The sequence below is a fragment of the Vibrio crassostreae genome (assembly GCF_041439375.1).
In the GTDB taxonomy this organism is placed as follows: domain Bacteria; phylum Pseudomonadota; class Gammaproteobacteria; order Enterobacterales; family Vibrionaceae; genus Vibrio; species Vibrio crassostreae_D.
This window is the reverse complement of the sequence record NZ_JBGONY010000042.1, coordinates 16,219-38,572: the sequence shown is the minus strand read 5'-3', so window position 1 is coordinate 38,572 and position 22,354 is coordinate 16,219. Positions and strand designations below refer to the sequence as shown.

The window sequence follows — 22,354 nt, the reverse complement described above, 5'->3', positions numbered from 1 at the left end:
TTGAGTTACATAGGAATTTGGGAAATGACTCGCGGGTTTACTTTGTTAGAGCTGTTAATAACGGTATCGGTACTGTCGATACTGATAGCGACGGCTGCCCCGAGTTTTAGTTCGGTGCTAGCTTCAACGAAAATCAAGAGGCTTGCACCTGAGGTTCATGGCTTATTAATTGCTGCGAGGTCAGAAGCCATTACTCGGAATCAAGACGTTTATTTGTTCTTTTTAGTATCCGGCAACTCAGGGGCTGTTAATAACTCTGATGGTGATTGGGATTTGGTACTAAGTAGTTCTGCATCTTATGACCCTACAAATGTTCTTATGCTGTTGGATGGCTCTCCCTATCAGGATATAGAAGTGTCCTTTAACTTCTTCAATCAAAATTCAATATCGATCGAGGGTGTAAGAGGTCGCTTCAGCAATGGCAATATTTCGATAGCATCTACAAGTAAATTAACGGAGGTGTTGTCAATAAAAGCATCGAATGTTTCGGGGAGGATTAGGGTTTGTAGTAGCGATCCCAATGACAATGGACGTAACAGTATAGGTCACCACGGTTATGAGATCTGTTAACTCGTATGTTAAGGGAAGCACACTAGTCGAAATGATGGTGGCTTCAGTTATTGGAATCATCGCAATTGGGACTATAGGTTCGGTATTCATTACTAATCAACGAATCGCTTCAGAAAATAGCTTAGAGCTTTTGTTATCACAAAACTTATTTTCCGCAACTCAAATGATGAAAGAGGAAGTTTGGCGCGCTGGTTATGACTCAGATTCGGGAATATCGGTTAAGTTATCGGGAGCTACAAATACAATTTATGTTAATCAGGTAAGTATTGATGAGGTGTATATTGGTTTTGCTTATTTGCGGGATGGTGGATCGTCGGCGTATCGAAACATTGTCTATCAATTCAAAGAAAACAAACTCAATTATTGCTTAGGAGAGTCCGGTCAGCTCTTGGCAATTAATGAAAAACCATTTGGGACGGCTAGTGGCGCAGTTTCAATGAAGTGTGAAAACGTGTTCTTTGATCGTCAAATTCAAGTTGATGCTTTATTTGTTGCGGTTGCAGAGCTTTCAACAGGATCTTCGGCTTCTCAAAAAGTAGATATTGAGTTAGAGGCGTCTTTAGTAAATGCGGATGTTAGTCATAAAGTGAGAACTTCCGTCGTTCAGAGGAACTGGCAATGAAGCGGTGTAAGCAAGGAGGCTTTATCACTCTGTTGTTGGTTAGTGTTCTTCTTATAGGGACATTAATCGCTTCGTTTGGAAATTTTAAGGTTCTCTTCTATCAAATCAAGCGAGCACAAAATGAAGTTCTGGCACGTAAAGAACATTGGCGTTCGGAAGGCGGCTTAGAATGTACCTACTCCTACTTACTTGAATTAGATAAAACCATTGCTGATATCAAAGACGCGGGTGCCCGTCCTACAGATTTTTCTGATTGGTGTTCCCCATACGAAAATCAACCGCAAATTGAAATCTCTGATAGTGCGATTTCTAGCGCTTACGTTGTGGCGTCATCCTCGAATGCGCAGTCTCTTTTTAAGACAATAAGAGAAAGCTCCCAACTTGGAAGTGGCGCGATTCAATCAACAGGGCCGATTGAGATCATTGGTACATTAAGCCTGAAGCCGACAGTAAAAGAAGAACCAATCAGCGGTAATGAATATGAGTGTGTTAGTGTTACTTTTGCCGACCTTTTTACTTACCAATACGATTCAACACATGGTGATTCAGGACAAACGTTAGGCTTAGAAGTGCTTGACCCAAGTGCGGATGGTCCGTTTTCTGGTTTTGATAGCGTGTGTGATAGCGACTATAAGACGGAGATCCCTAAAGGCAGTTCGGGAAGTAGTTATTCAATCTATGCGCCTGATTCCTATCAAGGAACGAATCCGCTTCCCTTCAAAAAAGATTTTAATCCTGATCCTAATATGAACCCGTTTTATACCTTTTTTGGTATTGTTAAAACCGAGCAAAATATTGTCGACTTATCTCAAGACACTGACCTTTTTAAGCACGTACAGATACTGAATGCGACAGAGTGTGGCACCGAAATCATGGACCATTTTACTCCTGGGCAAACCAAGGGATTGTGGGTTGAGGGAAATTGCTATATCAATTCAGCGGTTGCCGCCGCCAACAATCAATCTCAACTTCTAGTGATTCAAGATGGTGTGCTCGCGTTAAATGGTGCCATGACTTACAACGGTGTGATTTATCATTTGGTCGATTATCAAAAGAGTCATGTTAAAACTCGTATAGATGACTTCTGGGAAGCGCTTGTTACTCCTAATGTATTTGCACCTTTTATCAAAGACATAGATAACGCCAGTGTCGTCAAAAAAAGTGTCGGGATTCAGTTTGCATCTGGTTTGCCTTCTGGTGGCCTTATTTTTGATTCACCTGCAGGTGTGACGACCATTGTTGGTGACATGGACTTAGATTTTCGTGCGGATTCTAATCCGATTGATCTGCCTTCAACTTATCAGTGGAAGCGAGGATCATGGAATGATTTCTAAGAACTCAGGTTTTAGCTTGATAGAGGTTCTTATCTCTTTTCTGTTGATTGGCGTTGCCTCGTTAGGTCTGGTTAAATTGCAGGTCTACGCTGAACAAAAATCGGATTTTGCGCTCCACAGCGTAGAGGCGCTGCATTTTGCTGAAAGTCAGATGGAGTATTATCGAACTCGGGTATCTAATGCGAGTGGGGCGGTAGGTTTAATTCCTTTTTCGGAACTAAATCAGGCGAGTCACTGTCTCAATAGAGGCAGTTCAGATCCTTTATCCGGTTTGTCGGGTTCTGCCTATGCCATGACCTGTGAAGTGACTAATGCAGGAGGTGCTTTGTCCGATGCGTTAAAAAATATTACTGTCACAATTGCATGGCGAGATCGTATGAACCATGCGCAAAGTATTTACCTCGAAACTATGCTCTCCAAATACAGTGAGTTTGATTGACCTTCAAGCAAACGTTTACTGCATGCCAAGGCTCATGCTACTTCTTTTACTGATAATTTTCACTCCTCGGACATTGTTTGCGTGCTAGTTAAAACTCTGTATATGGAATGGTGTTTTTTGTGTTTTTATATTGTTGTGGTTGTATGGTATTTTTGCAAAATATGTCTCCATTTATGGAAAATTAGGTGGAATCTTGTGCTTTTTAACAACGACTTTAATAGAATATGTGCTGTACCAATAGGCCGTGGTCAAAACTTATATTAGGCCTAAACAAAACAACATCACATATGGAGTTACAATGAGTAACCAAGCCGTAAAAAAAGCACCATCGACTGAGAAGATCAGTGGTATGGACCGCTTTCTAAACTTCATTGAACGCGCCGGCAACAAAATTCCAGATCCTGCAATTCTGTTCTTCTGGGCTCTAGTTATTGTATGGGTAGCATCTGCACTTTTATCGAATCTTTCATTCGACTTAATCAACCCTCAAACGGGTGCTGCTCTTGAAGTAAACAACCTACTAACTGGTGAAGCACTTGCTAGCTTCCTAGCGAATATGGTTACCACGTTCACAGGCTTCGCACCTCTAGGTATCGTACTTGTTGCTATGCTAGGTGTAGGCGTTGCTGACTCTTCAGGCTTCATTACGACTGGCCTTAAGAAGATGCTTAACTTCACGCCAGCTAAGCTACTAACGCCAATGCTAATCCTTGTTGCTATCGTGTCTCACACAGCAGCAGATGCAGGTTACGTTCTAGTCATCCCTCTTGGCGGTATCATCTTCCACGCTGCGGGTCGTCACCCTCTAGCGGGTATTGCAGCAGCGTTTGCTGGTGTATCAGGTGGTTTCTCTGCGAACTTCATCCCTTCAGGTATTGACCCGCTACTAGCTGGTTTCACTCAAACAGCGGCAAACGTTCTTGACCCTGAATACGTGATTAACCCTCTAGCGAACATCTTCTTTACTGGCCTATCTTCAGTTCTTATTGTTGCTATCGGTTGGTACGTAACTGAGAAAATTATCGAGCCTCGTCTTGCTAATACGCCAGTTGATGAAGATGCAGAAGCGGCACCTGATCTTGGTACGTTCACTGCAATCGAATCTAAAGCATTCCGTTACGCTGGTTGGGCAATGGTTGCGGGTATTGGTCTGCTTATCGCGGCTCTAGTTCCTGAAAACTCAGCGCTTCGTTCACCTGAAGGTGAGCTAACAGCGTTCTCTGCTCCAGTTATGAAGTCTATCGTTCCTCTGATCTTCATCCTGTTCATCATTCCAGGTATCGTCTACGGCCGTGTAGCGGGTACTTTCAAGAACAGCAATGACGTAATCAAAGCAATGTCAGAGACAATGGCTACGATGGGCGCATACATTGTAATGTCGTTCTTCTGTGCACAGTTCCTATCTGCATTCGGTCAATCGAACATCGGTACTATGCTTGCGCTTTACGGTGCTGAAGGCCTGAAAGCGATGGACCTTCCTGGTGAAGCAACGGTTGTTGGTATGATTCTACTAACGGCTTCAGTTAACCTGCTTGTAGGTTCGGCTTCAGCTAAGTGGGCTCTTATCGGTCCAATCCTAGTTCCAATGCTAATGGTTGTGGGTATCTCTCCTGAGCTATCTCAAGCGGCTTACCGTGTAGGAGACTCAGTGTCTAACATTATCTCTCCACTAATGGTGTTCTTCCCACTGGTTGTTGTTTACTGTCAGCGCTACGTTAAGTCGACAGGTATCGGTACTCTAGCTTCTCTAATGATGCCATTCTCGATTGCTATGCTAATCGGTTGGTCTATCTTCTTGCTAGCTTACTGGGCTCTTGGTATCCCACTAGGTATCCAAGCTCCTTACACTTACACAATGTAAGCTAAGTACTTAAAGCAAAAGTCAGTAAGATTAAATCATCGAAGCCCGCACCGAAATGTGCGGGCTTTTTTTTGCTATCTTTTTCTACTTCTGTTTATGTCCAAGATTTCTTATATCCAAAACTTTTTATATCCCAAATAAAGGCACTCAGCTTATACTCCGGATTACGGCTAATTGTTGGCCGGTAAATTTAGGAAATCCAAGCCACATGAAAATTCTGCTTTTAGTAGGGTTAATTGTTTTAAATGGTCTGTTTGCCATGTCAGAGATTGCATTGGTAGCAGCAAAAAATAGTCGGCTGAAACGCTTAGCCGAAAAACACCGTTCCGCTCAGATTGCTCTTGAGCTCAAAGAAAACCCAACCCGCTTCCTCTCGACTATTCAAATCGGTATCACAGTAATCGGCCTGCTCAGCGGTATTGTGGGCGAGGCAACGCTATCGGCTCCACTGGCCGTTCAACTTGAACTATGGGGACTCGATCCAACACAAGCGAATATCTTGTCTACTGCGGTTGTGGTGGTGGGTATTACTTATTTCGCCATCGTTGTCGGTGAGTTGGTACCAAAGCGTTTTGCTCAATCTCAAGCTGAAAACATTGCTGTGTTAGTCGCGCTGCCAATCTTCTGGTTATCTAAAATCGCGACGCCGTTTGTGTTTGCGCTGTCGGCTTCTACGGAAGGCATTCTCAAGTTGATGGGGCGAGGTGGTGAAGGAGATAGCGTAACTGAAGATGATATCCATGCACTTGTGAAAGAGGGTTCTGAATCGGGTGTGATTGAACGCGGCGAACAAGAGATGATTCGTAATATCTTGCAGCTTGATGATCGCCTTGTGAGCTCTTTAATGACTCCGCGTCGAGACATCGACTTTTTGGATGTCGACCAACCAGTAGAGCAAATCTTAAAGAAACTACGTTCATCAAAGCACAGTGTGTTTCCATTGTGCCAAGACCACCTCAATAAAGTGGTGGGTACGGTGTCAGCCAAAGCCTTGCTGAATCAGGCAGGCAATCTAAGCATTCAAGTGATCATGGGGCTGTCTCGCTCACCGATCTATGTTCCAGAATCGATGAAAGCTCTGCGTTTACTTGGCTACTTTAAAGAGTCGGGTACTGAGATGGCATTCATTGTCGACGAGTATGGCGATGTTCAAGGTCTTGTGACTCATTACGATATTCTTGAGGCGATTGCTGGCGAACTATCGAATAACCCGAAAGATCTTTGGACTGAGCAAGTGGGAGACGGTTTGCTGGTGGATGGACTGATTCCGATCAGTGAACTGAAAAACCGTTTAGAGCTGTCGGATTCTGAGGGTGAAAGCGAGAGCTTCCAAACGTTGAATGGCCTTGTGACTTGGCTAATAGGACGATTACCTGATGCAGGCGAGGTTGTTCAATACCAACAGTGGCAGTTTGAAATTATCTCTGTTGAGAACAATCGCATTGTGAGCATCAAAGCGACGCCAATAGCCGATAGCATAGAAGACGTTAATAGCTAACAGTTCGACCAACTAGCAAGCGGCAATCGTTCATTGTCTCTTGTTGTCTATTATCTCTTTATTGTTCATTATCACGAAGATTAGGTATGCTTCACCGCATACCTAATTTCGTTTTAATCCTTTGTTTTCTGGAGTTTCCTTTGTCAGACCATCAATTCACCCCTCAAGATGAAATCTTCATGCGACGCGCCATCGAGGTAGCTAAGCAAGCAGAGAGTGAGGGAGAGGTTCCTGTGGGTGCTATATTAGTGAAAGATGGGGAGATTATCTCTGAAGGGTGGAACCGTTCGATTGGCAGCCATGATGCAACGGCACACGCAGAAATTGAAACTTTGCGTAAAGCTGGCCAAACCTTAGAAAACTATCGCCTGCTCGATACCACTTTATACGTCACGCTCGAGCCTTGCCCAATGTGTGCAGGTGCTTTGCTACACAGCCGAGTAAAGCGCATTGTGTTTGGCGCTCCAGACTTAAAAGCGGGCGCTGCAGGTACAGTGTTGAATTTGTTTGAAAGTCAGGCCTCATACCACTATGCCGACGTTGAACATGGCTTGTTAGAGGAAGAGTGCCGTGAGCAATTACAATCGTTTTTCAAGCGTCGTAGAAAAGAGATAAAAGAGAAGCGCAAGCAAGAACGTCTGCTGGAAGAGCAGCGTGTAGAAGCAGATATGAAGGCTGGTAACAAGAAGTAGCAGTGAGCTATCGGCACTCTCAATCGCACGAGTGCCAAGCAAACTGACTTGGTAATTACATTTACTCAGCAATCATCTGCATGAAAGCGCGATTTCGCCAAATGATCTTCTTCTTATTATTTGAAAGCATACGCTTACGACGGTTTGCAGCAACGGTCTTATCAAGGCGTTTCGATTTCAGTTTCTTCATCATTTCAATGATTTCCTATGTGTCGTCTGACTTTTTAGTTTGGACTAACGATTTAATTATAGTGTTATTCGTTTGTTTGGCCTGTCGCACACTTGGCTTACTTAGAATAGCTGTTCTAGTCTAAAGCTAGCATCGCAGTGCAGCAGAGCTTAATCTTGATTGTGGTGTGCCGTTATAAGGTTCGATTGTTACTGCAATATGACACTCGAGATCTCACCATTATTTTCCTGCTTGCGTCCCTTATCCCGTAGCGACGAAAGAAGAGTCGAAAAAAGCAATAAAAAAGAGCAATGCTAGATGGCATTGCTCTTTTGGTTTTTACTGCGAAGGCTCAGAACTGCTTACTGTCGATTGAGCTGCGCTGATACTTGATTCAGCACCTGAGGTTTCTAAAGGTGGGATCACCACCAAACCTTCAAGGCTTGCTTCTTGTTCTTTATTACGCTGATTTACATGGCCAATAATGCTCTGGTAATAGCGGCGAATGTTCTCAACGTAATTCCTTGCTTCATCACCACGCGCATAGCCGTATCGAGTTTGGCCGTAGTACTTCTTCTGTCTCAACAGAGGAAGTCGATCTTTTACATCACCCCAAGCGTCAGGGTTGCCGCCTTGTGCTTTGGTTAAGCGGCGAGCATCCATCATGTGACCGTAACCTACGTTATATGACGCGAGGGCAAACCAGATCTTTTCATGTTGAGTAATAGAGTCTGGAACTCGGTTAACGATACGGCGCAGGTACTCGACCCCGCCTTGTACTGACTGTTTCGGGTCAAGACGATTGGTAACACCTACGCTCTTCGCAGTTGGCAGCGTCAACATCATCATGCCTCGAACACCAGTAGGAGAACGCGCGACTGGGTTCCAGTGTGACTCTTGGTATGCCAAAGCAGCAATCAAGCGCCAATCAAATTCTTGCGAGTATTGCTGAAATAGTGGTGACCATTTAGGTAGCTTGCTATCCAATGCGCGGATAAAGGCACGAGTATCAACGTAGTCAAAGGTACCAATGTGGCCGATGTATTTCTCTTCCAGTGAAGCCAGTTCACCAGACTGTTTAAGGTTACCGAAGAACTCAATCAGCAATGCATACAGACTCTCATCTTCTGAACGCTCTAAGTACCAAGAGATAGGTTGGTCTTCTGTTAGTTCAAAAGCCAAAGCTACATCAGGGTATAAACGCTGCGCCAACGAGAGCTCAATGGAGTCTGCAACGGTAAACAGTCGCTCTCCGGTTGATACTTCTTTTAGCAGGTCATTGATGTCCGCATTACCGACCGCATCGTAGATAAAGTCATCGTGTATGTTCTGAAGCTGTTTTAGTGTTGGTTCAAAGTGTGAGTCTTTCACCACAACTAAAGATGGCGTCAGTGTTTCATTTGATGCCGTTTCTTCTGATTCAGATTGTTCTTTTACAAATTCGGCCTGACGCTCGTTCTCAAACTTGATCAGTTGATCGAGGTTTCTTGGTCGCCATTGACCTTTCTTGTACACGACTTGTTGGCTTACATAGTAATAAGCAGGTGCGGCGCGATAAGCGCGTGTCAGGTTGTTATTTTGCGTTAAGCCAGTCGCGATAAGATCGATCTCACCTTTCTGCAGTGCAGGGAACAAGCCAGACAAACGGTAAGCGGGTTTAACCTCAAGCTTTACACCAAGCTCTTGCGCAAACTCACGAGCTAATTCGTAATCTAAGCCGGCAGGGCCATCAGGACCGATGTAATAAGAGAGTTGGTTATTTAGGGTGCCGACACGAAGAACGCCACGATCTCGTATCTGCTCAAGGACACTTTTAGGTTCAGATTCAATCTGACATCCAGCCAACCCAAATAGGGCGATGGTGAGCAGAAGGAACTTAGACGAAAAGATGAGCGTAAATTTAGGCATCAAAATGAAATCTCGAAAAGTGGAAGCCCCTTTATACCAAACCCCGCAAGGCTGGCAAAGCAGGTTTAATTAAACAGTTGTAAAAGTGGTGATAAATGCAGCAAAAGTACCATTTACGGAGAAAGATAAAAAAAATCACGCAAACGGTTGCTTTTGGTGTTACGTCACAAAAAGAAATGCTTTATAATGCGCTCGCATTGAAGAGGTGGAATCGGCATAGGTTTGGCAACCTTCGGGAATAGCTTCGAAGAAAACAGTTAGGTTGCTCCTATAACCCACTGAATTTATTCCAATACTACCTTAATCAACTGCATAAGAGACGTAAGCACATGAGAATTTTGCGTGGCTCCCCAGCTCTATCTGAGTTTCGTGTTAACAAGCTTTTAGAGCTTTGTCGTGAATTAAGCTTACCTGTAACAGGTATTTACGCTGAGTTTGCCCACTTTGCTGATCTAACGGCAGACCTAGATGAGTCTGAAGTTGAGAAGCTAGAAAAGCTACTGACTTACGGTCCAACGATTGAAGAGCATGAACCTGAAGGTTTACTGCTGCTTGCAACGCCACGCCCGGGCACTATCTCGCCTTGGTCTTCAAAATCAACAGATATCGCACATAACTGTGGACTGGCTAAAGTGTCACGTCTAGAGCGCGGTACTGCTTTCTACATTGAAACCTCTGCTGAACTTTCTGAGCTTCAACTTGTTGAGCTGAAAGCAATCCTGCACGACCGTATGATGGAAGTCGTTTTCACTGACTTCGAATCAGCGGCGGCGCTTTTCACTGTTGCTGAGCCTGCTCCTTATGCGGAAGTTGACCTATTAGCTGGCGGACGTAAAGCGCTTGAAAAAGCAAACGTTACCCTAGGTCTTGCTCTTGCAGAAGATGAGATTGATTACCTTCTTGAAAGCTTCACTGAGAAGCTAGGTCGTAACCCGACTGACATCGAGCTAATGATGTTTGCACAAGCGAACTCAGAGCACTGTCGTCACAAGATCTTCAACGCTGACTGGACTATCGACGGCGTTAAACAAGAAAAATCACTGTTTAAAATGATCAAAAATACGTTTGAAGTTACTCCTGATAACGTACTTTCTGCATATAAAGATAACGCAGCAGTTATGACTGGCTCTGAAGTTGGTCGTTTCTTCCCTGATCCAGAAACTCGCCAGTACAACTACCACCAAGAGAAAACACACATCTTGATGAAAGTTGAAACGCACAACCACCCAACGGCAATCTCTCCGTGGCCGGGCGCATCTACAGGTTCAGGCGGTGAAATCCGTGATGAAGGCGCAACAGGTATTGGTGGTAAACCAAAAGCTGGTCTGGTGGCGTTCTCTGTATCTAACCTTAAGATCCCGAACTTCGTTCAACCTTGGGAAACTGACTTTGGCAAGCCAAGCCGTATCGTTACTGCTTTGGATATCATGCTTGAAGGTCCTCTTGGTGGCGCGGCATTCAACAACGAATTTGGTCGTCCAAACCTACTAGGTTACTTCCGTACTTACGAAGAGAAAGTAAATTCTCACGCGGGTGAAGAAATACGTGGTTACCACAAGCCAATCATGCTGGCTGGTGGTCTTGGTAACATCCGTGACGAGCATGTTCAGAAGAAAGAGATCCCAGTAGGTGCAAGCCTAATCGTTCTTGGTGGCCCTGCAATGAACATCGGCCTTGGTGGCGGGGCGGCATCTTCAATGGACTCTGGTTCTTCTTCTGAAGATCTTGATTTCGCTTCTGTTCAACGTGAAAACCCAGAGATGGAACGCCGTTGTCAGGAAGTTATCGACCGTTGTTGGCAGCTAGGTGATGCGAACCCAATCGCATTCATCCACGATGTGGGCGCGGGCGGTATCTCGAACGCACTTCCTGAGTTAGTAGACGACGGTGAGCGTGGCGGTATCTTCAACCTACGTGACGTGCCAAACGATGAGCCGGGCATGAGCCCACTTGAGATCTGGTGTAACGAATCTCAAGAGCGTTACGTAATGGCGGTTGCTGACAAAGACATGGCAACGTTCGACGCTATTTGTAAGCGTGAACGCGCACCTTACGCTGTGGTTGGTAAAGCAACGGAAGAGCGTGAACTTAAACTAGAAGATTCACACTTCGACAACACGCCAATCGATATGCCTATGGACATCCTATTAGGTAAAACACCTAAGATGCACCGTGACGCGAAAACGCTAAAAGCGAACAACCCAGCGATTGACCGCTCTGGTATCGAAATGAACGAAGCGGTTGACCGTGTTCTTCGCCTACCAACTGTCGCAGAGAAAACATTCCTAATCACGATCGGTGACCGCTCGGTAACTGGCCTTGTTGCTCGTGACCAAATGGTTGGCCCATGGCAGGTTCCTGTTGCTAACTGTGCGGTAACGGCAGCAAGTTACGACTCTTACCACGGTGAAGCGATGTCTCTTGGTGAGCGTACGCCAGTAGCTCTACTAGACTTCGGCGCATCGGCTCGTCTAGCAGTTGGTGAAGCAATCACAAACATTGCAGCGACTAACATCGGCGATATCAAATACATTAAACTGTCGGCTAACTGGATGTCACCTGCGGGTCACCCAGGTGAAGATGCAGGTCTTTACGAAGCGGTGAAAGCAGTGGGTGAAGAACTATGTCCAGCACTGGGTCTAACTATCCCTGTGGGTAAAGACTCAATGTCGATGAAGACGAAGTGGGAAGAGAATGGCGAGCAGAAAGAAGTAACGTCTCCGCTATCTCTTGTTATCACTGCGTTTGCACGTGTTGAAGATGTTCGTAAGACGATTACGCCTCAACTGCGCACTGACAAAGGTGATACTTCACTAGCTCTTATCGACCTAGGTAATGGCAAAAACCGTTTAGGTGCAACGGCACTAGCACAGGTTTACAAGCAGCTTGGTGATAAGCCAGCTGACGTAGACAACGCAGCACAGCTAAAAGGTTTCTATGAAGGCGTTCAAGCACTTGTAGCGAATGACCAAGTTGTCGCTTACCACGATAAAGGCGATGGCGGTCTATTCGTAACGCTAGCTGAAATGGCGTTCGCAGGTCACTGTGGTGTTAGCGCAAACATTGAAGCGCTTTTATCTGCATCAGAGAACAGTGAAGACACGCTAGCAGCACTATTCAACGAAGAGCTAGGTGCGGTAATCCAAGTTCGCAACGATGACCTAGACGCAGTACTTTCTACTCTTGCAGCAAACGGCCTAGAAGCATGTTCTCATGTGATTGGCAGCGTTGTTGGTGAAGGGGAAGCATCAGACGAAGTAGTGATTAAGTCAGGCGCAGATGTTGTAATCCAACGTAATCGTACTGAACTACGTACTATCTGGGCTGAGACGACGCACAAGATGCAAGGTCTACGTGATAACCCAATCTGTGCAGATCAAGAACATGAAGCGAAGAAAGACAACTCAGACCCTGGTCTGAACGTGAAACTAAGCTTTGACGTAAACGAAGACATTGCAGCACCATTCATCAATGCTCCTATGATAAATACAGGCGCTAAGCCTAAGATGGCAATTCTACGTGAACAGGGTGTTAACTCTCACGTTGAAATGGCAGCAGCATTCGACCGCGCAGGCTTCGAAGCAACCGATATTCACATGAGCGACATCCTAACGGGTCAAGCGGTACTAGAAGAGTACAATGGCCTTGTGGCATGTGGTGGCTTCTCTTACGGTGATGTACTGGGCGCTGGTGAAGGTTGGGCTAAGTCGGTTCTATTTAACGACTCTACTCGTGACCAATTTGAAAACTTCTTCAAGCGTGAAGATACTTTCTCTCTAGGTGTGTGTAACGGTTGTCAGATGTTGTCTAACCTGCGTGAACTTATCCCTGGTGCAGAGTACTGGCCACGTTTCGTTCGTAACGAATCAGAACGTTTTGAAGCTCGTTTCAGCCTAGTTGAAGTTCAGAAGTCTGATTCTGTATTCTTCAACGGCATGGAAGGTTCTCGTATGCCAATCGCTGTTTCTCACGGTGAAGGCCGCGTAGAAGTGCGTGACAACGACCACCTAAACGCGATTGAAAACTCAGGTACGGTTGCTCTACGTTACGTTGATAACAACGGTAACCAAACGCAGCAATACCCGAACAACCCGAACGGTTCGCCAAACGCTATCACAGGTCTAACAACGACCGATGGCCGCGTGACTATCATGATGCCGCACCCAGAGCGTGTATTCCGCACGGTTGCAAACTCTTGGTCTCCAGAAGGTTGGGGCGAGAACGGCGCTTGGATGCGTATGTTCCAAAACGCACGTAAGAATGTGGGTTAATCACTTACTTACATGCCGCGTTAATCTAGATTGGATTAACTAAAAGCTAAAAAGCTAAAAGCGCAGATCGAAAGGTCTGCGCTTTTTTATTGCACAAAATTTTAGGAACTAAGGCTAAATAATTTGGTTTGCAGTTTGCTGTTCTAAAAATCTCCACTACGCTAAATGTTATGGAATCAATTTGTTAGGCCATCATTTCTTGTATTCATACAAGAACAATTCAATTTGGCCGTTCAAAAACTGAATCAATCATCGTGGCATAAGAGGGATCTATGAAAACAACAATCACAAAAGCAGTTGCAGTGGCAGCGATTGTCATGTCGTTAGCTGGGTGTGTCGGTAGTAATGCCGTTACTGGTAAATTAATGAAGTTCAACGTCGAGGTTGTAGATAACCGTTACGCTCGTGCAGGGGTCAACTTCTTGCTTGCTCCAGTTTACGCTTTAACATTCGCAGCCGATTACATCGTATTTAACTCGATCGAATTCTGGGCAGGAAAAAACCCACTGACTGGCGCGCCTCATATATTCGATAGTAAAGTCGATACTATGATTGATGTGAACGATAGCCTTGACGACTCATTGAAAGATGCCCCACTTGGGTTCAATAATCGCCATATTGAATGGGGTGAGATGCAGCAGATCGATGAGAACACCATTCAAATGGACATCACCTATAACGATGGCCAGAAGGCTGTTCTGACGGGGGTTCGTGATGGTGACAAGGTCAGTTACTACATGGATGGAACATTGGTTTCAGAGACTTCGATTCAAGCTCTTGAACAGCTAGCCGCAGAGAAAGCGTAATCCTTCTAGTAATATACCAATAAAATAAAAGCCGCTGGATTCAACTCCAGCGGCTTCGTATTTTCTAGCATCTAGCATCTAGCATCTAGCATCTAGCATCTAGCATCTAGCATCTAGCGCATAGATTAGTTGTTGCTGTGTAGCTCGCTGTTCAGTTCAACAGCAGACTTGTTCGCTAGGCACTCAATTTGACCAGTGATCGAGTTGCGACGGAACAGAAGATCAGAAACACCAGCAAGGTCACGAGCTTTAATGATTTCTACTTCGTTGCCTTCTTTATCTAACATGCGAACCTTAGTACCCGCAGTCACGTAAAGACCAGACTCAACCGTACAACGGTCGCCCATTGGGAAACCAAGACCAGCGTTTGCGCCTAGTAGGCAGTTTTCGCCGATAGAGATAACCATAGTACCGCCACCTGACAGAGTACCCATGATAGAAGCGCCGCCGCCGATGTCTGAACCGTTACCCACAACAACACCCGCAGAGATACGACCTTCAACCATGCTCACGCCGGTAGTACCTGCATTGAAGTTGATGAAACCTTCGTGCATTACTGTTGTGCCTTCGCCTACGTGTGCGCCAAGACGAACACGAGAAGTATCAGCAATACGAATACCTGTTGGTACCACGTAATCTACCATTTTAGGGAACTTGTCTACGCAATCTACAGACAGAGCGCGACCCGCAAGGCGAGCTTCGATTTGGCGCTCAGCCAGCTCAGGAAGGTCGATTGGGCCTTCGTTAGTCCATGCGATGTTGTGCAGTAGGCCGAAGATGCCGTCCAGTACCGTACCGTGTGGTTGTACTAGGCGGTTAGAGATAAGTTGTAGTTTTAGGAAGCCTTCAGCAACTGATGCTGGCTTCTCGTCAGTAGCAAGAACAACAAGAACAAGTGGCTGTTCAGATGCTGCTGCTTTTTCTGCTAAAGATGCGTTTGCTGAATCGTCGTTTGCTGCGAATGCTTTCGCTAGTTCCGCGCTCTGTGCAGCAGAGATTTCGATAGCTTGGTTGCCTTCAGTGTAACCTGCAACTTCACCAACAGCCGCAACAAGAGCGTCACTTGGGTTTAGAAGTGGGTTAGGGAAGAACGCTTCAATGATTTTATTGTCGCGGTTTTTGGTTGCCGTACCGAAGGCTAGTGAAAAGTAAGCCATGTTGAATCTCCATGTGTTGAGTCTTGATTTTGCTATTTCATAACAGCGGCTCGAATAACAAGCGCTGCCGTTAGCAAAGTTAATTTAATTGCGTTCATCATAAAGAGAGCGCTCTCGTTATGAAAGGGCGTATCGGGATAAAGTCTGTAAAATGATATTGCTTGTCTTTCTGGCGATAGTTTTCATTATCCGGATATTACTCTCTGAGCTTATTGTATTGATCATTGCTTAAGCTGCTTTGCACCGCTCCATTCTCATCCCAAATCTGCACTTAGAAAGAAGTCTCTTGTTCGCTATATCAATAGAGCTAGTCACAAATTCTTTATAAATATCTGTTTAGTATCGGAATTAATCGAGTTCTGTTGATTAATCGCTTGTGCCTACAGTCTGAGTAATTACTCAGTTTTTCCGCTGTGTAATTAAGAAAGCGATCACTAAAACACTTAAGGATATAAGTATATTTCCAGCCATAACGACATTAAAACGATTAATAAAGGATCTTCTATGAATTTTACTAAGTCTTTACTGGTGCTCTCTATCGGCGTAGCGATGGTTGGTTGTGGCTCGGACAGTGACGATATTATTGTTCCCGATATGACATTGCGCATAGCACATGTGAATGACACTCACTCAAATTTTGATCCTGTAAAATCCAGTTTTACTATGGGTGCTGATGGCAAGAAGGTTTATAACGAATTTGGCGGCTATCCTCGCCTATTGAAAGCCGCTGACGATATCAAAGCAGGGGCTAAAGCAGACAAAGAACCTTTGTTATTCTTGCATGGTGGTGATGCATGGCAAGGTACCGCTTACTTTAAGCTAAATGAAGGTGCTGCAAACGCAGACTTATTGTCCCAGATGGGGTTAGATGCAATGGTACTTGGGAACCATGAATTCGACTTAGATACCGACAAGCTCGCATCGTTCATCAATACGGTTAGTTTTCCGATATTAGCAAATAATATGGATGCATCAAAAGATCAGTCTTTAAGTAATGTAGATAATTTATACCCTTATCAACTGTTTGCATTTGAAGGCTCAGAAAAAAGAGCAATTACCTCTGTTTCTGATGCAAGTGATGATGAGAAAGTTGTTGCGGTAATCGGTGTTGTTTTGGGGGATATGCCAACGATAGCTACCGGGACTGGTGATGTGACATTTAGTGACCAAATTACAGCAACTCAAGCCACTATAAATGATTTAAAAACCAAGGGTGTGAATAAAATCATTGTTCTATCACATATAGGAAATGCTGCCGATAAGGATCTAGCTGCCAATACAACGGGTATCGATATTATTGTTGGCGGTCATTCTCATACTTTACTTGGTGATTTTACCGACCTTGACCAAGGTAATAATGGTATTTACGCCGAAATGATCCCGCAAAAAGATAAGGCACAAAATACTTGTGTGGTTCAAGCTGGTCAGTATGCCGAAGCTATCGGAGACGTTGATGTAGCATTTGATATAAATGGCAACCTCCTATCATGTGTTGGGAATAATACTTTATTATCAAATGATGAGTTTTATCATGATTCTCATCGAGAACATCAAATGGTTAGCTCTGATAAAGATGATGTAACTTCGTTTATTGATGATAACGATAAAATCACGATTAAAAATGAAGATGTTGATTTAAGAACCCGTATCGACGCGACTTATAAGCCTGCTCTTGAAGCTGCATATGGTGATGTTGTTGCAGCCGCACCGACTGAAATCAGTCATGAGCGTCGTCCTGGTGATGCTGGAACAGATGTGCACGGTTCTGATGTTGCACCTATGATAGCTCAAGGTATGATTTATTGGGCAAATCAAGCGTCGGTAGCAACTGTTACCGGTAAAAATGTCCAGATTGGTTTGGTGGGAGCTGGTGGTGTTCGAACGGATATCGCGTCAGGTGATTTCAGGGAAGGTAACGCTACGCTAGAATTATTACCATTCTCGAACTACCTGTCGATTTTAACAGTGAAAGGCGAGGTGATTCGAAACCTTATTGACAGCACAATTGAGCCGACGCTTGCTGAAGGTGCTCATGCTGGTAAGTTCCCGTATGTATCGGGTATGCGTTACACGTTTACAGAAGATGTGAAAGGTGTATCAGGTACAGTTACGAATCTAGAGGTAAATACTGGAACAGAAGTAAACCCAGTATGGGCGACAATGAACGATGCCGCTGACTACACTGTTATCGTTAATAACTATAATGCAAGCGGTAGTGATGGTTGGAATGTATTAGGCGATGCTCAATTAACATCAACAGATCGTCAAGACATAGTTATTTCAGGCGATAGTTTTAAAACTTACAAAGTTAACAACTTGTCATACGATGGAAGTACCGAGAAGTATAGCGTCATCTATGACGGTGGTATTAAACCATGTGCGGAAGGCTCAGGTGACATATGTAATACTGATGCTGAATCATTTATCTCTTGGGCTGAGCATAAGAAAGTACTAGAACCACTAGGGTTTGAAACAACAACGATGGAATATAAATAGTACTGATACCGCACTTGTCGGAGCGTTATTTATTGTTATTCAAAGCCTTAAAAGACAAGGGTATAGATTAACAGTAAAAGAAAATAGCCAGCGAATCGCTGGCTATTTTTGTTTTAGATTTTTGTAGTCTGAGCTTAAACAAACAGCGCCTTATGAGCTTGTTCAATACCTTCAATCAACATCTGCATACCGATTACCGCTAGTATCAAACCCATCATTCGAGTAATCACATTCAGTGCACTTGGCCCAACGGCTTTCACGAAGCGTTCGCCGAATACAAATAATACATAGGTTAAAGTACACAGTAGACCAAAGGCGACGATGGTGATGATGGTCTCGTAAATCCCCTCGGTACTGGCAAAGTTCATCGCAGTGGCAATGGTGCCCGGGCCGGCCAGTATTGGCATAGCTAAAGGTGAAACTGCGATACTTAGCGCCGCGTCTCGTTGGGCATCTGAGTTGACCTTCTCTTTCGCTTTGGCGTGTGTTGAGTCGCCTTGTAGCATGTGAAAGCCAATCAAAAAGACCAGAATACCGCCCGTGATACGCAGTGCGTAAAGCGTGATACCAAAGAGGTCAAAGATCAGTTTGCCAGAGAGTGCAAACGTACTGACGATGACGAATGCGATAAACACTGAACGGAAGGCGATGGACTTGACCGTTTCCCTGTCATTGTCACCGGTTAATCCAAGAAAGATTGGCGTATTAGCGATTGGGTTCATGATGGCAAAAAAGCCCATGAACACGGTAATGGTATGAATGATGAGCTCTTTCATATTATTCCTTTGAAAAGATGCAGTTAAATACTAATGGCTAGTGTATTTAATCTTAGATACAAATAATTATTAGAAATAGATAGTAGAGCAAGTGTGAATAAAAAACAGCCAGCATAAGGCTGGCTGTTTGATTTTAGTGATAGGTGTAGAGTTTTGGTCGCGCGTTATTGCGAGTTTCTCAATTATTAAGCTCGACACAACTGCCTCTATACAACAGGCCGACGGTGGAGATCGTTTTGGCGCTATGCGTTTTGAGATTCACTCACAGCGACAGCCAATGCAACTGTAGCACCGACCATTGGATTGTTACCCATGCCGATGAAGCCCATCATGGCGACGTGAGCTGGAACAGAAGAGCTACCTGCAAATTGAGCGTCAGCGTGCATTCTGCCCATGGTATCTGTCATGCCGTAAGACGCTGGGCCTGCTGCTACGTTATCTGGGTGTAATGTTCGACCTGTACCGCCGCCTGAAGCTACTGAGAAGTATGGCAAACCTTGGCGAGTACGTTCTGCTTTGTAGATACCCGCTACAGGGTGTTGGAAGCGAGTAGGGTTGGTTGAGTTACCCGTAATACTGACATCCACTTCTTCTCTGTGCATGATAGCCACACCTTCACGTACATCATCAGCGCCGTAACACAAGATGTCGCCGCGAGGGCCTTGTGAGAAACGGCGACGTTCAGTTTCAACAAGTTCACCTGTTTGGTAATCGTATTGAGTGCGCACGTAAGTGAAGCCGTTGATGCGCGAGATAAGATAAGCCGCATCTTTACCTAGGCCATTTAAGATCACTTTCAATGGTGTTTTGCGTGATTTATTGACGTTCAGTACAATCTTGATTGCTCCCTCTGCAGCAGCAAAAGACTCATGGCCAGCAAGGAAAGCAAAGCAGTGGCTCTCTTCATTTAGTAGACGTGCAGCCAGTGCGCCATGGCCGATACCGACTTGACGTTGCTCCGCAACACTACCGGGTTTTGTGAATGCTTGAAGACCTTCACCAATAATATTCGCTGCTTGTTCAGCGTTGTTCGCTTTACGGAACAGAGCCAATGCTGCACCAAGAGTGTAGGCGTCAGCGGCGCTTTCAAAAGCGATAGGTTGAGTGTCCATCACCAGCGCTTTTGGATCGACATTGTGTGATAGACAGTATTGGTTTGCTTGCTCTAAAGAGTCGAAGTTCATTTCTGCCAATACGCGAGTTACTGATTCATTAAATTGAGTGTTCATCATATCTTTCCTCTAAATTGGCAAAAATTATTGTTGGCGTGGGTTAATCGTGGTCACGGCTTCGTCGAAGCGACCATAAGTCCCAGTCGCAAGGTCAGCAGCTTCGTTCGCAGGTACGCCTTGGTTAATCGCCTTCATCATTTTGCCGAGGTTGAGATATTCATAGCCAATCACTTCGCTGTGATCATCAAGTGCAAGCTTAGTCACGTAACCTTCTGCAAGCTCTAGGTAACGAACACCTTTTGCTGAGGTTGAGTAGCTGGTGCCGACTTGGCTGCGTTGTGTTTGACCTAAGTCTTCTAACGCTGCGCCAATTTCTAGACCACCTTCAGAGAAAGCAGACTGAGTTCGACCGTAAACAAACTGCAGGAAGATTTCGCGCATCGCTACGTTGATAGCATCACATACTAAGTCAGTATTAAGCGCTTCAAGAATGGTTTTTCCTGTGAGGATTTCAGCAGCCATTGCGGCAGATTGCGTCATACCTGAACAACCAATCGTTTCGATTAATGCTTCTTCGATGATGCCATTTTTTACGTTAAGAGTCAGTTTTGCAGCACCTTGTTGTGGTGCACAAGTGCCAACACCGTGGCTTAAGCCAGAAATAGCGATGACATCTTTTGGGCTAACCATTGCGCCTTCAACTGGAATTGGAGCTGAATTGTGAAGGTCACCCCTTTGAATAGGGCACATTGATTGAATTTCTGAAGAGTAGTGCATAATGTTTTCTCACTTGTAGAGCCATTTAAGACCTAGGGCGTTGAGAAAACAGGACGTGTTGGAAGAGGTGCGGCTAATTCACTACAGATCTTGAGTATCGATAATCCAAAGGTGTTTTGGATCTTGGTCTTAATAGACTAAGTCCATTTCAAAATGGAAGAATAGCGATACGTCCAACAGTATTACCTGTTTTCGATTCTGTAGGAGTCATTAGCACTGTTCGAAAAGAACGGGCGGTTGAAGCAAAAGCTTAGGTGGAACCCCATCACCTGATGGCTATAGATTAGATCTTTATCACACTTTCATGCAAGCGAATGTTTAGAGCAATTTCGACTATAAACAAGCTTCATTATATTTCGATAAGTATAAAAAAAACGCCAATAACGAACTCTGATTAGAGGCGTTATTGACGTTTTCTAGAAAGCGATCAGCTAGTTATGCTGCATCTTCTTCTGCGTCTTCAACAGCTTCAAGCTTCTTAGCTTTTTTCGGAGCTGGCTTACGCTTAGCACCTAATGCGTAAAGAACTTCTTCTTTGTTCTTCGCTAGGTACATTGCAAGTTCTTCTTGCTTGCCTTCATCTTCAACTAAATCGCTTTTGCCTAACAGTTCAAAAAGCTCATCAGCCATATCCAGCATTTTGTCGTATGCGTCAGCTTCGGCTTTAGAGGTAAAAGTCATTTTCTCTTCTCCGTTGCGTTCCACCACGTACTTGACGATAACAGCCATGGTTAATCCTCTAAGTTTGATAAATTTTACTGGCTTTTTATACAGTTTCTGATGTTAAAAGTCCAGTTGGAGCCCCAACTATGCGGCCTCAATCTTGATGTGTAGCCCAGTCTTCACAATAACTCATGAAAGATTTCAGCAGCGGGCTCTGGTATTTGTCTTTATGTACCAGCATCCAGAAACGTCGTTTCATGTCGAGTGGCACATCGAGCGCTTTCACCCGGCCTGAATCAATCGCTCGTTGCGCCGCCAATCGTGATAAACACGCGAATCCAAGATTGGCAGAAACCGAATTGATGATCGCCTCTGTCGTGTTGAGTTCAAAAGATTCATACCAGTGTTCGATACGTGGTGCGACGGCACGAAGGAAAAACTCGCGAGTCCCTGAGCCTGATTCACGTAGAATCCAATGGCTGCCTTCTAAATCGCTTAAAGTTACTTTTTCTTTTGAAACGAGAGGATGTTGATTACTAACAATAATACACATTTCATCGCTGCTAAACTGACTCGAAATGAGTTCAGGGTGTAATGTTTTTCCTTCAATTAGCGCGATATCAAGTTCATAATCCACCAACTTTTGACAGATCAGTGCACTGTTTGAAATGAACAAGCTTTGATCCTGGTGCTGAGTTCGTTTACGAAAACCTGACAAAATAAACGGTGCGACCTGATTACCAATCGTGTCACTCGCGCCGACCTTTAAATTGCCACTTAAAGGCTGGTCGTCACGGAACAAAACATCAATACCCGCAGCTCGGTGAAGTATTTCATCAGCCAAAGGAAGTAACTTATGTCCCTCTTGGTTGAGAATTAATCGGTTGTTGACCCGGTCAAATAGAGAGTGGCCGAGTTGTTTCTCCATTTCGCCTAGTGCCATGCTGACCGCAGCTTTAGACAAAAATAGCGCTTCTGATGCTGCGGTAAGCGTCGAATGCTGGGTAATAGTGACAAACACTTTGAGTTGTTTAATTGAAATATTAGCCATCAGATTCCTAGTTTTGCTCTGCTGGTGAAAACGGGTTCTGTTCAGTATTAATGAACACTTGTTATATATAATTGGATATTGTTTAACGAAGC

Annotated in this window: 18 protein-coding genes and 1 riboswitch; of the genes, 10 read left to right on the top strand and 8 right to left on the bottom strand. The window is 44.6% G+C overall.

The window, feature by feature from the left end; all coding sequences use genetic code 11:
• The first annotated feature begins 24 nt into the window (after positions 1 to 24).
• From ACED45_RS16610 to tadA, 7 genes are all read left to right on the top strand, one after another.
• Complete coding sequence (locus ACED45_RS16610; RefSeq protein WP_102445245.1) at positions 25 to 570, top strand: GspH/FimT family pseudopilin; 546 nt, start codon at positions 25 to 27, stop codon at positions 568 to 570.
• On the top strand, positions 557 to 1,192 hold the full coding sequence (locus tag ACED45_RS16605) for a PilW family protein (protein WP_371714506.1): 636 nt from the start codon (positions 557 to 559) through the stop codon (positions 1,190 to 1,192). Before ACED45_RS16610 ends, ACED45_RS16605 begins: the two co-directional genes overlap by 14 nt.
• Positions 1,189 to 2,526 carry a hypothetical protein gene (locus tag ACED45_RS16600; RefSeq protein WP_371714505.1) on the top strand — a complete coding sequence of 446 codons (1,338 nt, stop codon included), beginning with the start codon at positions 1,189 to 1,191 and terminating at the stop codon, positions 2,524 to 2,526. Before ACED45_RS16605 ends, ACED45_RS16600 begins: the two co-directional genes overlap by 4 nt.
• Positions 2,516 to 2,965 (top strand): type IV pilus modification PilV family protein, encoded by a 450-nt coding sequence (locus tag ACED45_RS16595; RefSeq protein ID WP_371714504.1) that lies wholly within the window; start codon positions 2,516 to 2,518, stop codon positions 2,963 to 2,965. The genes ACED45_RS16600 and ACED45_RS16595 overlap by 11 nt, the downstream gene beginning before the upstream one ends.
• 298 nt (positions 2,966 to 3,263) lie before the next feature.
• The gene (locus tag ACED45_RS16590) at positions 3,264 to 4,826 is read left to right on the top strand and encodes an AbgT family transporter (protein ID WP_371714503.1); all 1,563 of its coding nucleotides are present in this window, start codon (positions 3,264 to 3,266) and stop codon (positions 4,824 to 4,826) included.
• Between the two features lie 208 nt (positions 4,827 to 5,034).
• The gene (locus tag ACED45_RS16585; protein ID WP_371714502.1) at positions 5,035 to 6,324 is read left to right on the top strand and encodes a hemolysin family protein; all 1,290 of its coding nucleotides are present in this window, start codon (positions 5,035 to 5,037) and stop codon (positions 6,322 to 6,324) included.
• Positions 6,325 to 6,410: 86 nt separating this feature from the next.
• Entirely contained in the window at positions 6,411 to 7,016 is a 606-nt protein-coding gene (tadA, locus tag ACED45_RS16580) for a tRNA adenosine(34) deaminase TadA (protein ID WP_371714501.1), read from the top strand.
• 61 nt (positions 7,017 to 7,077) lie between these two features.
• Here tadA and ACED45_RS16575 read toward each other — a convergent pair whose 3' ends face one another.
• Positions 7,078 to 7,209: a hypothetical protein gene (locus tag ACED45_RS16575; RefSeq protein WP_017059878.1), complete on the bottom strand. Its 132-nt coding sequence runs from the start codon at positions 7,207 to 7,209 to the stop codon at positions 7,078 to 7,080.
• A 315-nt stretch (positions 7,210 to 7,524) separates the two neighbouring features.
• Positions 7,525 to 9,093: a membrane-bound lytic murein transglycosylase MltF gene (mltF, locus tag ACED45_RS16570; RefSeq protein ID WP_371714500.1), complete on the bottom strand. Its 1,569-nt coding sequence runs from the start codon at positions 9,091 to 9,093 to the stop codon at positions 7,525 to 7,527.
• Between the two features lie 329 nt (positions 9,094 to 9,422).
• Between mltF and purL the strand changes: the two genes are divergently transcribed.
• The gene (gene purL, locus ACED45_RS16565) at positions 9,423 to 13,364 is read left to right on the top strand and encodes a phosphoribosylformylglycinamidine synthase (protein ID WP_371714499.1); all 3,942 of its coding nucleotides are present in this window, start codon (positions 9,423 to 9,425) and stop codon (positions 13,362 to 13,364) included.
• Between the two features lie 272 nt (positions 13,365 to 13,636).
• On the top strand, positions 13,637 to 14,170 hold the full coding sequence (locus ACED45_RS16560; RefSeq protein ID WP_004735180.1) for a DUF3332 domain-containing protein: 534 nt from the start codon (positions 13,637 to 13,639) through the stop codon (positions 14,168 to 14,170).
• A gap of 125 nt (positions 14,171 to 14,295) precedes the next feature.
• Here ACED45_RS16560 and dapD read toward each other — a convergent pair whose 3' ends face one another.
• Positions 14,296 to 15,327 (bottom strand): 2,3,4,5-tetrahydropyridine-2,6-dicarboxylate N-succinyltransferase, encoded by a 1,032-nt coding sequence (dapD, locus tag ACED45_RS16555; RefSeq protein WP_102478363.1) that lies wholly within the window; start codon positions 15,325 to 15,327, stop codon positions 14,296 to 14,298.
• A gap of 504 nt (positions 15,328 to 15,831) precedes the next feature.
• Between dapD and ACED45_RS16550 the strand changes: the two genes are divergently transcribed.
• Positions 15,832 to 17,823 (top strand): bifunctional metallophosphatase/5'-nucleotidase, encoded by a 1,992-nt coding sequence (locus ACED45_RS16550; RefSeq protein ID WP_102478362.1) that lies wholly within the window; start codon positions 15,832 to 15,834, stop codon positions 17,821 to 17,823.
• Positions 17,824 to 17,957: 134 nt separating this feature from the next.
• Here the strand turns inward: ACED45_RS16550 and ACED45_RS16545 are convergent, their stop codons facing one another.
• The 5 genes from ACED45_RS16545 to ACED45_RS16525 form a co-directional block, all read right to left on the bottom strand.
• Positions 17,958 to 18,599: a MarC family protein gene (locus ACED45_RS16545; protein WP_065676366.1), complete on the bottom strand. Its 642-nt coding sequence runs from the start codon at positions 18,597 to 18,599 to the stop codon at positions 17,958 to 17,960.
• A gap of 242 nt (positions 18,600 to 18,841) precedes the next feature.
• Positions 18,842 to 19,831 carry a GGGtGRT protein gene (locus ACED45_RS16540; RefSeq protein WP_371714498.1) on the bottom strand — a complete coding sequence of 330 codons (990 nt, stop codon included), beginning with the start codon at positions 19,829 to 19,831 and terminating at the stop codon, positions 18,842 to 18,844.
• 24 nt (positions 19,832 to 19,855) lie between these two features.
• Positions 19,856 to 20,548: an iron-sulfur cluster assembly scaffold protein gene (locus tag ACED45_RS16535; protein WP_017068533.1), complete on the bottom strand. Its 693-nt coding sequence runs from the start codon at positions 20,546 to 20,548 to the stop codon at positions 19,856 to 19,858.
• A gap of 194 nt (positions 20,549 to 20,742) precedes the next feature.
• Positions 20,743 to 20,827, bottom strand: a riboswitch (Fluoride riboswitch).
• A 156-nt stretch (positions 20,828 to 20,983) separates the two neighbouring features.
• Complete coding sequence (locus ACED45_RS16530) at positions 20,984 to 21,277, bottom strand: YebG family protein (protein ID WP_008223840.1); 294 nt, start codon at positions 21,275 to 21,277, stop codon at positions 20,984 to 20,986.
• An 88-nt stretch (positions 21,278 to 21,365) separates the two neighbouring features.
• A complete protein-coding gene (locus tag ACED45_RS16525; protein WP_102530434.1) occupies positions 21,366 to 22,262 on the bottom strand; it encodes a LysR family transcriptional regulator in 897 nt (298 codons plus the stop codon).
• Positions 22,263 to 22,354 lie beyond the last annotated feature (92 nt).

What these genes read in the sequence shown, in the direction of transcription:
- ACED45_RS16610 (WP_102445245.1), top strand. Translation starts at nt 25, where the DNA reads ATGACTCGCGGGTTTACTTTGTTAGAGCTGTTAATAACGGTATCGGTA.
- ACED45_RS16605 (WP_371714506.1), top strand. Translation starts at nt 557, where the DNA reads ATGAGATCTGTTAACTCGTATGTTAAGGGAAGCACACTAGTCGAAATG.
- ACED45_RS16600 (WP_371714505.1), top strand. Translation starts at nt 1,189, where the DNA reads ATGAAGCGGTGTAAGCAAGGAGGCTTTATCACTCTGTTGTTGGTTAGT.
- ACED45_RS16595 (WP_371714504.1), top strand. Translation starts at nt 2,516, where the DNA reads ATGATTTCTAAGAACTCAGGTTTTAGCTTGATAGAGGTTCTTATCTCT.
- ACED45_RS16590 (WP_371714503.1), top strand. Translation starts at nt 3,264, where the DNA reads ATGAGTAACCAAGCCGTAAAAAAAGCACCATCGACTGAGAAGATCAGT.
- ACED45_RS16585 (WP_371714502.1), top strand. Translation starts at nt 5,035, where the DNA reads ATGAAAATTCTGCTTTTAGTAGGGTTAATTGTTTTAAATGGTCTGTTT.
- tadA (WP_371714501.1), top strand. Translation starts at nt 6,411, where the DNA reads ATGCTTCACCGCATACCTAATTTCGTTTTAATCCTTTGTTTTCTGGAG.
- ACED45_RS16575 (WP_017059878.1), bottom strand. Translation starts at nt 7,209, where the DNA reads ATGATGAAGAAACTGAAATCGAAACGCCTTGATAAGACCGTTGCTGCA.
- mltF (WP_371714500.1), bottom strand. Translation starts at nt 9,093, where the DNA reads ATGCCTAAATTTACGCTCATCTTTTCGTCTAAGTTCCTTCTGCTCACC.
- purL (WP_371714499.1), top strand. Translation starts at nt 9,423, where the DNA reads ATGAGAATTTTGCGTGGCTCCCCAGCTCTATCTGAGTTTCGTGTTAAC.
- ACED45_RS16560 (WP_004735180.1), top strand. Translation starts at nt 13,637, where the DNA reads ATGAAAACAACAATCACAAAAGCAGTTGCAGTGGCAGCGATTGTCATG.
- dapD (WP_102478363.1), bottom strand. Translation starts at nt 15,327, where the DNA reads ATGGCTTACTTTTCACTAGCCTTCGGTACGGCAACCAAAAACCGCGAC.
- ACED45_RS16550 (WP_102478362.1), top strand. Translation starts at nt 15,832, where the DNA reads ATGAATTTTACTAAGTCTTTACTGGTGCTCTCTATCGGCGTAGCGATG.
- ACED45_RS16545 (WP_065676366.1), bottom strand. Translation starts at nt 18,599, where the DNA reads ATGAAAGAGCTCATCATTCATACCATTACCGTGTTCATGGGCTTTTTT.
- ACED45_RS16540 (WP_371714498.1), bottom strand. Translation starts at nt 19,831, where the DNA reads ATGATGAACACTCAATTTAATGAATCAGTAACTCGCGTATTGGCAGAA.
- ACED45_RS16535 (WP_017068533.1), bottom strand. Translation starts at nt 20,548, where the DNA reads ATGCACTACTCTTCAGAAATTCAATCAATGTGCCCTATTCAAAGGGGT.
- ACED45_RS16530 (WP_008223840.1), bottom strand. Translation starts at nt 21,277, where the DNA reads ATGGCTGTTATCGTCAAGTACGTGGTGGAACGCAACGGAGAAGAGAAA.
- ACED45_RS16525 (WP_102530434.1), bottom strand. Translation starts at nt 22,262, where the DNA reads ATGGCTAATATTTCAATTAAACAACTCAAAGTGTTTGTCACTATTACC.